The sequence below is a fragment of the Nocardioides renjunii genome (genome assembly GCF_034661175.1).
In the GTDB taxonomy this organism is placed as follows: domain Bacteria; phylum Actinomycetota; class Actinomycetes; order Propionibacteriales; family Nocardioidaceae; genus Nocardioides; species Nocardioides renjunii.
Genome location: NZ_CP141058.1, coordinates 41,458 through 54,792, shown reverse-complemented (window position 1 = coordinate 54,792; position 13,335 = coordinate 41,458). Strand labels below are relative to the sequence as shown.

At 67.6% G+C, this 13,335-nt stretch carries 10 protein-coding genes; 2 read left to right on the top strand and 8 right to left on the bottom strand.

What is annotated here, in order from left to right:
• Nucleotides 1-70 precede the first annotated feature (70 nt).
• From SHK17_RS00190 to SHK17_RS00170, 5 genes are all read right to left on the bottom strand, one after another.
• On the bottom strand, nucleotides 71-1,321 hold the full coding sequence (locus SHK17_RS00190) for an RNA polymerase sigma factor (RefSeq protein ID WP_322920668.1): 1,251 nt from the start codon (nucleotides 1,319-1,321) through the stop codon (nucleotides 71-73).
• Between the two features lie 10 nt (nucleotides 1,322-1,331).
• Nucleotides 1,332-1,664: a YciI family protein gene (locus SHK17_RS00185; RefSeq protein ID WP_322920667.1), complete on the bottom strand. Its 333-nt coding sequence runs from the start codon at nucleotides 1,662-1,664 to the stop codon at nucleotides 1,332-1,334.
• A 115-nt stretch (nucleotides 1,665-1,779) separates the two neighbouring features.
• Nucleotides 1,780-2,355 (bottom strand): ATP-binding protein, encoded by a 576-nt coding sequence (locus SHK17_RS00180; RefSeq protein ID WP_322920666.1) that lies wholly within the window; start codon nucleotides 2,353-2,355, stop codon nucleotides 1,780-1,782.
• Between the two features lie 114 nt (nucleotides 2,356-2,469).
• On the bottom strand, nucleotides 2,470-5,046 hold the full coding sequence (locus SHK17_RS00175) for an endo-1,4-beta-xylanase (protein ID WP_322920664.1): 2,577 nt from the start codon (nucleotides 5,044-5,046) through the stop codon (nucleotides 2,470-2,472).
• A gap of 159 nt (nucleotides 5,047-5,205) precedes the next feature.
• Complete coding sequence (locus SHK17_RS00170; protein WP_322920663.1) at nucleotides 5,206-6,216, bottom strand: LacI family DNA-binding transcriptional regulator; 1,011 nt, start codon at nucleotides 6,214-6,216, stop codon at nucleotides 5,206-5,208.
• 279 nt (nucleotides 6,217-6,495) lie between these two features.
• On the opposite strand from SHK17_RS00170, the gene SHK17_RS00165 reads away from it, so the two are divergent.
• The gene (locus tag SHK17_RS00165; protein ID WP_322920662.1) at nucleotides 6,496-7,704 is read left to right on the top strand and encodes a tyrosine-type recombinase/integrase; all 1,209 of its coding nucleotides are present in this window, start codon (nucleotides 6,496-6,498) and stop codon (nucleotides 7,702-7,704) included.
• Nucleotides 7,705-7,758: 54 nt separating this feature from the next.
• Here the strand turns inward: SHK17_RS00165 and SHK17_RS00160 are convergent, their stop codons facing one another.
• From SHK17_RS00160 to SHK17_RS00150, 3 genes are all read right to left on the bottom strand, one after another.
• Nucleotides 7,759-9,954 carry an AAA family ATPase gene (locus tag SHK17_RS00160; protein WP_322920661.1) on the bottom strand — a complete coding sequence of 732 codons (2,196 nt, stop codon included), beginning with the start codon at nucleotides 9,952-9,954 and terminating at the stop codon, nucleotides 7,759-7,761.
• A 613-nt stretch (nucleotides 9,955-10,567) separates the two neighbouring features.
• Entirely contained in the window at nucleotides 10,568-12,016 is a 1,449-nt protein-coding gene (locus SHK17_RS00155) for an SIR2 family protein (RefSeq protein WP_322920660.1), read from the bottom strand.
• A gap of 155 nt (nucleotides 12,017-12,171) precedes the next feature.
• Entirely contained in the window at nucleotides 12,172-12,693 is a 522-nt protein-coding gene (locus SHK17_RS00150) for a hypothetical protein (RefSeq protein ID WP_322920659.1), read from the bottom strand.
• A gap of 195 nt (nucleotides 12,694-12,888) precedes the next feature.
• Between SHK17_RS00150 and SHK17_RS00145 the strand changes: the two genes are divergently transcribed.
• The gene (locus tag SHK17_RS00145) at nucleotides 12,889-13,281 is read left to right on the top strand and encodes a hypothetical protein (protein WP_322920658.1); all 393 of its coding nucleotides are present in this window, start codon (nucleotides 12,889-12,891) and stop codon (nucleotides 13,279-13,281) included.
• Nucleotides 13,282-13,335 lie beyond the last annotated feature (54 nt).

Genomic DNA, 13,335 nt, shown 5'->3' with positions numbered 1-13,335 from the left:
GATTGTCCCGTACGCCGCCCAACGGCCCGCGACCGGTGGGAGCGGCTCGCGCCCCGGGTCGGGATGTGGCTCAGGCGTCGCCCTCGGCGGTGCCGAGCTCGTCGCGCCGGCGACGCAGGTACGCCGACTCGGCGCTGTTGCCGGCGAGGTCGATCGCGCGGTCGTACGCCGCCCGCGCGTCGGCGCTGCGGCCCAGCCGGCGCAGCAGGTCGGCCCGGGCGGCGTGGAACGCGTGGTAGCCGTCCAGCGACCCGGCGAGCGCGTCGACCTGCGCGAGCGCGACGTGCGGACCGTCGAGCTCGCCGACCGCCACCGCTCGGTTGAGCGCCACCACCGGCGAGGGGTCGAGGCGGACGAGCTGGTCGTAGAGCGCGACGACCTGCGACCAGTCGGTGTCGCGCGCGTCGCGGGCGTCGGTGTGCACCGCGTTGATGGCGGCCAGCAGCTGGTAGCGGCCGGGCGGGCGGCCCGACGCGAGCCGCTCGCGCACGAGGGCGTGCCCCTCGGCGACGAGGTCGCGGTCCCACGCGCCGCGGTCCTGCTGGTCGAGGGTGACCAGCTCGCCGTGGGGGGAGACCCGCGCCCCGCGCCTGGCCTCGATGAGCAGCATCAGCGCCAGCAGGCCGGCGACCTCGCCGTCGTCGGGCAGGAGCTCGCGCACCAGGCGGGTCAGGCGTACGGCCTCGGCGGTGAGGTCGGCCCGCACCGGGTCGGCGTCGGCGCTCGTGGCGAGGTAGCCCTCGTTGAAGACGAGGTAGAGCACGGCCAGCACGCCGGCGACGCGCGTCGGCAGGTCGTCGGCCTCCGGCACCCGCCAGGGGATGCCGGCGGCCCTGATCTTGGCCTTGGCGCGGGTGATCCGCTGCGCCATCGCCGTCTCCTGGACCAGGAACGCGCGGGCGATCTCGGCGACGGTCAGGCCGCCGACCATCCGCAGCGTGAGCGCGACGCGCGACTCCATGGCGAGCGCGGGATGGGCACAGGTGAACACCAACCGCAGCCGCTCGTCGCCGACGGCGCCGGTCGGCTCGGGAGGTCCGGAGAGCTGGTCACCGAGCATGAGCGCCTGCCTCTGCTTCTCGTCGCGCCGGCTCTCGCGTCGTACGCGGTCGAGCGCCTTGCGGCCGGCGGTGGTGGTCAGCCACGCGCCCGGGTTGGGGGGTAGGCCGTCGTCGCGCCACCGCTCGACGGCGGTGGCGAAGGCCTCGGCGGTGGCGTCCTCGGCGACGTCGAGGTCACCGAAGCGGCGGGCGATCGTGGCCACGACCCGGGCCCACTCGTCGCGGTGGACCCGGGCCACGACCTCGTCGAGACCGCTCACGGACGCAGGCTCAGGCGATGCCGTCGAAGGGACGGACCTCGATCTTGCGGCGGCAGGCCCGGGACCCGCCCTCGGCGAGGGTGAGCGCGACGTCGAGGTCGGGCGCCTCGATCACCCAGAAGCCGGCGAGGTACTCCTTGGTCTCGGCGAACGGGCCGTCCGTGACGGTGGTGTCGCCGGAGCGGGCGTCGACGACGGTGGCCGTGTCCAGCGTCTGCAGGCCACCGGCGAAGACCCAGTAGCCGTCCTGCTTGAGCTGGTCGTTGAAACGGTCGACGGCGCCCGGCTCGTCGGCGGGGCCGGGGTTGGCGGTGTCGTCGACCACGGAAAGGAGGTAGTGCATGGCAGTCATCTCCAGCGGTTGCGGCCACCCCTGCTGGGCGGCCTCTCACCCCTACCACGAACGGGACGGCGCGGGTACGACAGGTTTCGCGGCCTGATCCGCGCATTTCTCGCCGTCAGCGATCATCGCGGAAGTTCTGAGCCACCCGGTGACTCGGATCTTCCGCGATCTCCTGCACGAGCTCCTCGACCGGTCGCCCGGTGTCGACCCGCAGCACCGGGCAGGCGAGCCCGGTCAGCCACTCCTCGTGCACCGCCCGACTCCGGCCGTCGAAGGCCGGGTCCTCGTAGCCGGCCGCCCATGCGATGAACTCAGCGTGGGACTCCGCCAGGTCACCGCCCGGCTCGATGCGGTCGCCGTAGCGCACCGCCTCGCGGTCCCCCAGCCGCTGGAGGCGCACGTCGGGGGCCAGCGAGCAGAAGACGACCGCGTCCAGGAGCGGCACCACCTGCTCACCCCAGCCCATGATCGACCCCGACAGCACCCACGCCGGGCGGGGCAGGAACACCTCCTGCATCAGACGGATGCGCTCGGCCTCCGGCCGCTTGTCGACGTACGGCGGGTCGGTGGGCACCCAGAAGTAGTCGTCGGCGTCGGCGTGCGGGACGGCCCAACGGCCGGCGAGCGCGCGGGCCAGCGTCGTGGTGCCGGAGCCGCTCGCGCCCATGACCAGCACGCGCGCGGGGTCCATGGGGTGCTCCGTCTCGTCCGAGGGTCGCCGATCAGGCGGACAAGTCCTACCAGACTCGACAGCACGACGGGGGCGGACACCCGTCCGGTGCCCGCCCCCGTCGTCGTGAGTCCCTCAGCGGCCGCGGCGGGTGACCACCACGTCGAAGGTGCTGGTGCGGGTGTTGCCCGAGGAGTCGCGGGCGGTGCAGGTCACCGTGGTGGTGCCCACGGGGAACCGCGAGCCCGACGCCGGACTGCAGGTCACCCGACGGGGACCGTCGACGGTGTCGATCGCTGACGGCTCGGCGTAGCGGACCTTGACCGCCCGGTCGCGGCCGCGGACCGTGACGCGCACCGTGGGCGTGTCCGCGATCCGGGGCGCCAGCACGTCGGCGGGTCGCGTGGGCAGCCGGGACGGGTCGACGATCCCCCAGTAGGCCGGGGCGGCCTGCAGGTCGTCGTCGAAGGGCAGCGGGTTCTCCCACGGCCGGGGCAGGGGCCACGTACGCAGCCACGTGCGCGCGTTGCTGATGCCCCAGAACGTCACCGAGTCGATGGACCTCGACTGCCGCCCGAGCATCGCGAACAGGTCGCGGTAGTAGTAGCCCAGCTCGATGACGGCGTCGTCGTCATCGGCGAAGGCACGCTCGTACTCCGGCGTCTCCCCCGAGCTGACGTCCGCCCCGGTGTTCTGCTTCGACAGGTTGACGTCGAGCTCGGTGATGGCCTGCAGCAGGCGCGGGTCCAGCCGGCGTACGGCCGTGATGGAGTCCTCGAGCCACTGCACCGGACGCGCGACGTCGACGTGCGCCTGGTGCCCGACGCCGTCGATGGGCACGTGCCGACGCTGCAGTGCCTTGATCAGCGAGAGGTAGTCCGCTCGCTTCTCCGGCATCTCGGTGTTGTAGTCGTTGATGAAGAGCTTGGTGTCGGGGAAGTAGCGGTCGGCCAGCCGGAAGGCCTCGTCCACGAAGCCCTCGCCGAGGACCTGGAACCAGCGGCTGTCCCGCATGTCGTGCGGGTTGGCGTTGTCGCCGTCCGCGATCACCTCGTTGACCACGTCCATCGCCCAGATGGGGCTGTCGCCGTCGGGGTAGCGGGCGTCGATGTGGTCGGCGATGGCCTTGATGTGGGCCCTCATCCGGCTGCGCAGCAGCGCCTGGTCGGCCCGGCTGCTGGTGAGGTCGCGGGTGCCGTCCTTGAAGAACCAGGCCGGCGTCTGCGAGTGCCACACCAGCACGTGCCCGTAGACCTCGACGCCGTTCGCGTCAGCGAAGTCGAGCAGCTGGTCGAGGCCCTGCCAGCTGAACTGGCCCTCGACGGGCTGGACGCTCTCCGGCTTGCCGGCGTTCTCGGGCGTCATCGCGTTGAAGTGGCGCAGGAGCAGCTCGGCGGACCGGCCGGTCGTCTCCCGCTGGTCCACCGCGACGCCCACGTGCTCGATGCCGCGACGCCCCAGCACGTCCTTGAGACCCGGGATGTCCTGCTGCACCGGGGAGAGCTGCCCGCCCTGCGGCAGGGTGAAGGTCCACCGCTGCGCGACCTTCTCGGCCAGGACGGTCCGGACGGCGGCGACGGTGTTGTCGCGCACTCCCCCACCGTCGTGCGCGAGGACGACCGCCCCGCGCTGGACCGCCTCGCGCAGGCGCGCCGTCAGGGTCGCGACCGACTGGTCGTTGCCGTCCCAGTCGAAGATGACGTTGCCCAGCCCGAGGGGCTGCATGCCGAGCGCCGCCGCCACGGCGCCGGTCTGGCCCCAGCTGCCGTTGGGAGCGCGGAAGTAGGGCACGGGCAACCGTGGGTCGCCGACGGCCTCGCGGATGATCGCGAGGTTGGCCTTGAGGTCGGCCTCGACCTGCGTCTGCGTCCACTGCCCCATGTCGGCGTAGGACGTGGAGTGGTTGCAGAGCGTGTGGCCCTCGGCCACGATCCGGCGCAGGATCGCCGCACCGCCCGGGGCCTGGACGTTCTGGCCGATGACGCAGAACGTCGCCTTCACGCCCTGCGCCTCCAGGACGTCGAGCAGGTCCTCGGTCTCACCGGGGTTGGGACCGTCGTCGAACGTCAGGGCGGCCGTGTTGCCCAGTCCGCGCGCCGCGGCGAGGGGCTCGCTGGTCGGTGCGAGCGCTCCTCCGGGGACGAACGCGGGGTCCGGGGTCGGGGTCCACGTGTCGCCGGTGCCGCCCTCGATGACGAGGTCGTCGACCTGGTAGGCGTACGGCGCGGAGCTGCCGGACAGCGCCCCCGAGCCGAGGTAGACCGAGAGGCCGGCGGGGTCAGCGTCGCGCGGGACGGTGAACGTGCCGCTCACGGTGCTCCACGCGTCGCCGGTGACGGTGGTGTTGCCCACCCAGGTGTAGCTCGGCTTCACGACGAACCGGATGTCGGCGGAGCCGGTGGTCCCCGGTGCGAGCCGGGCGCGCATCGTCAGGGTGTACGTCCCCCCGGGCCGCAGGAGGCCCGGCGACTGGATGCCGTCGTAGTCGTTGGCACGACCGGCCACCTGCAGCACCCGGCCGGCGCCGGTGTCGACCACCGAGACGGTCGGCCCGCCGCTGACCGTCCACGGGTCGAAGCTGCCGTCCTCGAAGTCCTCGCTGCTCACCACGGGTGCCGCCGTGGCCCCCGTCGACGGGGCTACCGCAGCGGTGACGGCCAGTGCTGCCGCCATCACCCACAGCGCCGTCGTACGCCTCACTCGTCGTCTCATGTCCTGTCCTCCACAGCCGGTCGGTCGATGAGGCGGCAGGCCCAGCCGGCGCCCCGAGATCATGCTCCGAAAGTGTTTCGGAAACATTTCGGAAACAACGTCAGTGCAGCACGGGGCACCACCGCCGTCAAGGGTCGACGGGGTGGGAGAGCCGGTCGCTCAGCGCGCGGCGGTGCTCTCTCGGACCACGAGCTCGGTGGCCAGCTCGACGCGCGGACCCTCGATGGACTCGCCGCCGACCATGCGCAGCGCCATCTGGCTGGCCATCCGGCCGAGCTCCGTGAGCGGCTGGCGCACGGTGGTCATCGGCGGCGAGGCCCAGCGGGAGCTGGGCAGGTCGTCGAAGCCGACGACGCTCACGTCGTCGGGGACGCGCCGGCCGCTGCGGCGCAGGGCCTCGTAGACGCCCATGGCCATCTGGTCGTTGGCGGCGAAGACGGCCGTAGGAGGCTCGGCGAGGCCGAGGAGGTGCACCCCGGCGCGGTATCCCGACTCGTAGCCGAAGTCTCCCTCCACCACCAGCTCCGCCGCCGGCTGTAGCCCGGCGGAACTGAGCCCGGCGCGGTAGCCGTCGAGCCGGCTGCGGGTACACCACAGACCGGGTCGACCGCTGATGTGCGCGATCCGGCGGTGGCCGAGCCCGATCAGGTGCTCGGTGGCCGACACGGCCCCGCTCCAATTGGTCACCCCGATCGTGGGCAGGTCGAGCGCCGGCACGCCGGCCGGGTCGATCGCCACCGCCGGCACGTCGAGGCGCTCCAGCTCGGCTCCGAGCTCGCCGTCGAGGTCGGTCAGCACGAGGATGACGGCGTCGGTGGCCCGGACGCGGAGGTTGTCGAGCCACTGCCGTCGGTCGGAGGCGCGGCTGTGGATGGCGGAGACCACGGTGCCCGCCCCCGCGGCGTGCGCCACCTCTTCGACCCCGCGCACGATCTCGAGCGCCCACGGACTGTCCAGGTCGTCGAAGACCAGGTCGACCAGGCACGCATGCCCCTGGCGTCGCGACGGCCGGCGATACTCGTGGTGCCGCAGCAGCTGTTCGACCCGCTCGCGGGTGCCGGGCGCGACGTCCGAGCGGCCGTTCAGCACGCGCGAGACGGTGGGCACCGAGACGCCCGCCTCCGCGGCGATCGCGGAGATGGTGACGGCCCTGCCAGACGCGCGGCCCACTCGTCAGTCCTCTCGATCCGGTCCTGCGGCCAGCCTAGGGCAACGGGGTTGTGGTGCTGTCGCTGCGCGAGGTGGGACGGGGATCGGTGGTGGAGCCTAGGGGACTCGAACCCCTAACCCCCTGCTTGCAAATTCGGTTTAAGTAGGGGGTTAGACTCGCTGACCTGCGGAAACGCGAGACTGTGGGGGACAGATAGACCCTCTAGCGGACGTTCCTACCCCCACCAGTCCCCCACAGAATGGTCCCCCGCTACTGCGTTATGGGGTTAGGGTACCGAGATGGCACGGCGACGAGGGTTCGGCGAGGTGGAGCGGCGGCGCAGCGCCACCGGGGTGGTGACCTACCGGGCTCGGTACGCGATGGGCGACGGCACGCGCCACTCGCGCACCTTCACTACGAAGATGGACGCCGAGGCGTGGCTCGCCGCCGAGCGGACGCTGGTCGATCGTGAGGAGTGGATCCCACCGAGGGCGAGGCAGGTCGCTCAAGAGCAACGCCGTCGCGAAGCGGCCTACAACACCGTCGCCGGGTTCGCCGAGCGGTACTTGGTCGATCGGGGGCTGAGGCCCAACACGATCAGGACCTACCGGCAGCTCCTCAACACGCGCATCCTCCCCTACTTCGAGGAGATGCCACTGATCGACGTCAGCCTCACGGAGATCAAGCAGTGGCGAGCCTCGCTCGACCCGGACGCCGAAGCCGCGAACGCCGCCGCCTACCGCCTGCTCAGAGCGATGCTCCAAGCCGCTGAGGAGGAGGAGCTGATCGACCGGGCGCCACCGAAGATCCGCGGCGCCGGATCTGCTCCGGTGAGGCGGGTCGCCGTCCCGGCGACCCTGGACGAGATCGCGACGATCATCGAGGAGATGCCCGATCGGTTGAAGCTCCTCATCGTCCTCGCCGCGTTCGTCGGCCTACGCCAGGGCGAGCTGCTGGAGCTTCGGCGCTCCGATGTCGACCACAGGTCTGGGTGGATCCATGTCGCCCGCAAGATTGACAAGGACGTCATTGCCGGAGCGAGAGGCGCCTGCCCGAACTGTGGTCGGGCCATCAGCGCGCCCAAGACGATCAGCAGCGTACGCACGGTGCACGTACCGCCGCCGTTCCTCCCGATGCTTCAGGAGCACCTGACTGAGTACGCGGAGCGTGGCCCGACCGGCCTACTGTTCCCGGGCGACCGCACCGACCACATGAGCGTGCGCTATCTGATGGACCGCTATCGCCCGGCACGCGAGGCGGCGGGGCGTGCCGACCTCACGATCCACCATCTGCGCCACACCGCTCTGACCCTCGCCGGTCAGCACGGCGCCACGGCCGCCGAGCTCCAGGCGCGTGCCGGCCACGCATCACAGGCCGCGATGGCGATATACCAGCACGCCACTCTCGACCGCGACAGGTCGCTCGCGGAGAAGATCGGAGCGACTTACGACGCCTGGCGCGAGAGCCGACCGTCAGTTCCAACGGAGACCTCCGGTGGCCGACCTTGATGAGTCCTTGCGCCAGAATGACATAGCGCCGGGATCGGCGACCGGATGGGGTATCTAGCTGACTGCGAGCTTGATCGGCCTGGGATCAACCTGCACTTGCTCGTTGATGATCCGCGGCCCCTCTCGGTCCCATGCCTCCAGCCGGATGAGGTTTAGCCGCTCTCCCGCATCCGTTGGGCGCATCTTGCGCGCCAGAAGGTCGGCAAAGGTCGCATCGTGAGTCGTGACGATGATCTGGCGGTGAGACTGGACCCGACGAAGGAGGTCGACCAGCCCAAGCAGGTGGACGTCGTCGAGATTTTGAAGGGGGTCGTCGAGAATAACCGAAGTTACGCGAGTGGGTTGGAGTCCGAGGTTGAAGGCCAGGAACAACGTTACGGCAAGCGCGTTGGCTTGCGATGTCGAAAGAGTGCGACCAGGGTCGTCCACTCTTACATCGGCGGCGGAGTCGACCAGTACAGGCGAAAGGCGGTTCTTGCCATACCAGCTTCTTGTTTCGAGCGACATTCCCCTGAGCGTGGGGTGCGGGTCTATTGCGGCATACAACTGATCAAGAATGGGCTGAATCGCGCGAAGTCGTTCATTCAAAAAATTCTCTGAATCTTTTCTCAGGCCACGGAGAAGCGATTCGGCAAGCGCTTGGGTCCGCTGGCGGGCCTCTACTCCTTGGCGCGCGCGGGCGTACTCGGCCCGCCGCCGCGACTCCTCCTCCACGAGGGACGCCATCCGGTCCTCGGTCGATGTCAGAGCGAGGGCGGGCTCCAGAGTGCGGAACTCGTTTAGCATTTCGCTCGCCGCTGCAATCCACCCATCAATTGCGAGCACCGCATCGTCGGGGACCGGCTGCGTTTCCTGAGAATTAGCCGGCAGGGCGTTGTGGACAATCCGTCCTACCTCATTTCGGAGCCTGGCCAACGCCTCAGTGTCAGTCGCCCTCGCCAGGTCGGCGCGCCGCTGTGCATCCCTCGCAGCCCTTGCTTCTTCAAGCTCTGTGGTTGCGGCACGAATCGCTGTGAGCACGGCATCGCGCGCTTGATTTGCTTGGGCCAGACGCTCGCCCTCTCCAGCCAAACCGATCGCGGTACCACCACCAATGGACTCACTCAATCGAGCGATTAGTTCGTCTGGGTCTACATCTTGGCCGCAGGTCGGGCACTTGTCGGAAACGTGCCGAAGTGCCAGCTCGGCTAATGCCCGGAGTTCCTCAACACGTGTTTGCGCTGCTTGGAGCTGCTGCCTGGCCTCCTCGACCGTGGCTGTCGCCTGCAGTCGCACTGTCTCCAGTCCTTGGAGGTTTCGTTCTAAGGCCAACACGTCAGACTCGCTGACCGACTCGCGCTGGGGTGGACTCGCCAGACGGGACTGAATGGTGCGCACCTGCTCCTTCAGGCGGTCCAGGTCGCGACGCATGGCGCCTTGGGCAGCGATACTTCGTTCGAGCAACGAAGCGAGCTCGGCCGGGGACGAAGCTACGCCGGTCGACTCGTCCAGACCGAACGCCGCTAGATGGCTGAGAACCCGGCTGGTCCACGCTTCGAATGTGCTGAATCCGAGCGCCCGGGCGTTCTCAAGCCGTCGCTCGGTGGCACTGATCTCAGCTCCGACGGCATCGACGGCCGCCCGCAGGCGATCGACGTCCGAACTTTCCTGCGCCACAGATTTCGTCCATGCCCGGTTTGCTGAATCGAATGCAGCTACAAGATCGCTGAGCGCTCGTGCGCCCACCATCTGAGATAGTGCCGCGAATCGTTCGTCATCGGAGCGGGTGGCGAGAAAGGCACGCAGACTGTCTTGCTGCAAGTAGAACGAGTCCGTCTGCCCCGTAATCGCCTTGTCCTCCAGCTCGCTGTCGAAATCTGCACCCCCTGTCGCATTCTGCAACCAACTTGACAGCCACCGGTCAGCCTCGATCCCACGAAGTTGCTCTCGCTCCCGCCGAACGATGACGGAAGTCTTTAAACGCTTCAACGACTCTTCGCCAGGGTTCGAAACGATGCGCCGGACCGTCGCTGCTTCCGATGCCGAAGTCAGAACCTCCAACTCGACGAAGGTCTCTCCGGACCCGTACCAACTCCGCGGATCGGCGCCACGAGGGTGAGCACCGGTCAGAGCCCACGCAAGCGCATCGCAAATTGTGCTCTTCCCGAACCCGTTGGAGCCGAGCAGGACGACAACTTGGGCATCGAGGTCGACGGTCACAGACCTCGCGACGCCGGCAAAGCCGGAGATGGTGGCTCTTCGGAACTTCATGTGCCCTCGTGTCCGCTGGTTCGCTCATGTAGGACCTGGATCAGCGGCCGACTCTCCCGGTACGCACTGACCACCGCGTCTATGTCACCAGCACTCAACCCGGGGACCTGAACTCTGGACCCGAGACCTGCCAGTGGATCGGCCATCCCCGTGCCCAACGGCAACTCCAAGGGAGCAAGCGCTGCCAAGGAACGAGCAACCCCGGTTGCCAGACTTCTTTGCCCAATGAGCTGGACGTCTTCTCCTAGGACTAGCAGTTTGCGTAGGCGACGGGTGTTCGACCTGATCGCGGTCAGTTCAACGGACTGGTCGGATGTCGCGCCTTCCGGAGTCGCCAAGATCAGATACCCGTCCCACGCCTTCGCGCCAAGATCGAAGTCGGAACGACTGATCACCGTCGCCATTTGATCTTGGGCGTCCATCCAAGAACTCAGCAGCTCGCCTACGGTTTGGTAAACGACATACCCGACGACAGTCAGAGCATCTTCAAAGATCCCGTGTAACGGTCCATCCCCAGTTCGGCCTCGCGCTACAGGGTGCGAACCAGAGGACTCGAGAAACGATCGGATCTCGCGGCTCAGGATGACAGCGGCGTCATCTGGTGATTGATTAGTCACGACACCAACCGCCCAAGCAACGCATCCCGGTTCAGCGTCTTTGAAGTGAGTTCGGATGCCTTCCAGAGAACCACCGCTTCTGGACCGCGCACCAGGTCGTCTGAGGTGGGGCTCCCCTCGACGAGGTCGTCAGGTAGGGCACGCGACTCCTCCACCACTCCTGCGGCAATAACGACCCGCGCTCTACCCGAGCCGAGCCGGCGCGTCGTGCGCATCTCTAGCCGAGCAAGCATTGCTGACCACGTGTGGAGACCCATGCCGTGGACGCATTGGGCGGAGACCGTACGACCACTATCGCGGATCACAAGCTCGCAGAGGCCGCCATCCTCCGTGATCTCGAGGTCCGCTTCGAGTGTCAGCATCGCAGCATTGAGAGCCAGGGCTAGGTCGGCGAGGTGCGCTGATTGTGGGCCATCTTGACGAGGGGAGAATTGCTTGCTGTGTAGGAGCCAGGCCGACCGCAATCGGCCTAGGTAGACGATGCCGATCTCGCCTAGAATCTCGCAGACCTTCTCAACATGATCGTGCTCGAGGCCAAGGGCCTTGGCCCGATCCCTACAGTCAAGTTCCAGTTGCTTCGCCTGCGCGGTGGCGGCGCGCACGGAAAGCGCACGCATGAGCTCCACCCAGCCCAACTGCAGGGCTGCCGTGAGTTGCCCCGATAGGGCCTGCTCAAACGCCCCACCCCCGTATGGGTCGGCGAGGTAGTACTTCGATCCCAGACCGGCAAGGTTGCCAACGGTTTCCGTCAGTACCGCGGCAGGGCTGCCTAAGCCTGCGAAAAGGGTGACGGGAGCGTACAGAACGCCAGCGGCGATCATCGCTTCCCAGCCGCCCCTCCAACCCTCGTCAAGGTCCGCCTTGCGCAGAACCCAGGTCTCTGGATCGGACTCGGCACTCCGGTGAAGGTAAATCAACGATCGGCCGCTGAGTTTTGCGTGATCTTCCGGCCCCTTGGCGATCGTGACCTGGCTAGGCGCCCCAAGTTCTGACAAGGCGGCCTGAAACGCCATGTCGTAGTTCAACGTGACGATGGCTCGGACAAGACCGTCAATCAAGAGGGCGGCGGCGATCCTGTGGCCCTCGTTCGGGGAAGCGTTTCTCCAGTCAGATCGAGGCAGCCGGTCCGTGAGATTCTTCTGGGATCCGTAAGCATCGAACACGGCGTCCGCTACTAACGACAGGTCGCGGGGCTGATCACAACTATCTGACGCTAGGAGTTGGTCCTGCACCAAAGCAGAGAATGCCATCTCTGAGTACTCGGCCCCCGACCGCAGACCTGTCGGCCAGTCCATCGACGAGCCTGCGCCGGTCACGATCACTAGGCGACCACCACTGTTGTCAGAGACACAACCCAACAGCTCTGGTGGCGCCTCGCTCAGACGCAGGAGTGCCGGCGGCTGGCTCGCCTCGGCGCTAGGACAGTCGGCGTCCTGTTCAGTCAAGGCCGAACCTCCTTCGCTGGCATCACTGGAGTCACGACAATAGAGGCGCGACCGCTGACCGTTTGTGATTCGAAGCATAGGCAAGGACTCAGCGCTAGGACTGCGGCCTCCGATGTGGTCGGCTCTCCTATGTTGCTATGCGGGTTGACGGCAAGTCAGAGTCTCAGCAGTTCGCGCGTCTTGACTACTTTGCCCGTGCCAAGTTCGGCGGTCATGTAGATGCCACTGACTGAGTCGTTCAAGATCTCGCGACTGGACGTGGCCAGACGGATCGCATCGGAGGCCGCGACGTACCAGTTCTCATTGGTGCCGGGCTGCAGCACATGCGGAAGAGGGGTGCCAATGAGGTTTCCAACCGGGTTAAGCGTCACCCTCCCACCTCGAGCATGCACTACGACGCGACCGATGGTGACAGGCGCCCGGCCGTGGTTGACGACGCGGATCCCAACGACCTCCTCACCACCGAACCCTTGGCTGCGCAAGCTAGACAGGTCATGCAGCTTGCCGTCCTTTACCGGTCCGGAATAGCTGGCGGTCCCCTGCATAGTGCCGTGCAACAGCGTCGCCTTGGCTCGTCCCGCGGACAAGAGCCATTGGAGGATCTGCCAGCCTAGCGACATGCCGGCGAGCGCAAGCGAGAGTGCGGAGATCAGCAACGCCGTCGACGAGGTGTCCATAGTCGGAAAGCAGCGATGAGGTACGAGACCTCCCCGCTACGCAGTTCGGCTTCAAACCCGACCCGAGGCCTCGGCAGGTATGGGTCGCGCGCCATCGCCGGCATCTCGGTCGGGTTGTTGGCCAAGTGACTTGTCGATGTCTCACATGCGTGGTCGGGACGCCCGCAAGGACAAGTTGGGATTCAGGACAAGCGCGTGGCGTACTCAGACCTTCTCGCCGCGTGCACAGAGGTCGCGGACGCCGAGCACGATCATCGCCTACTCCTGGCAAAGGAACGCCGTCTCGACGATGCGGACGGCTGGGACGCCGAGGAGATCGACAACTACAACGCGGAACGCGAGCGCATAGTGAACCGTCGGGCGGATTCCTACCGCGCGGTGACCCGCTCCGCCGCGACCGTCGAGTTAGTCGCTCTGCCGAATGTGGTTGCGGCAGCCGACCTGCTTGTCGCCGGCTGTCACCACCCACACCTGTATCACCTCAGAGTTGATGCTGAGCGCTCCCAGGTGGACGCGGTTAGACGCGAGTGGAAGTACCTGACGACACCCGATCTCGCCTGTGTCACCTATGAGCCGTATATCGAGTAGGACAGTCCTGACAGCGGCGTGGGAGAGTCGGAGTGGAGTCAGCCTCGCTCTGTC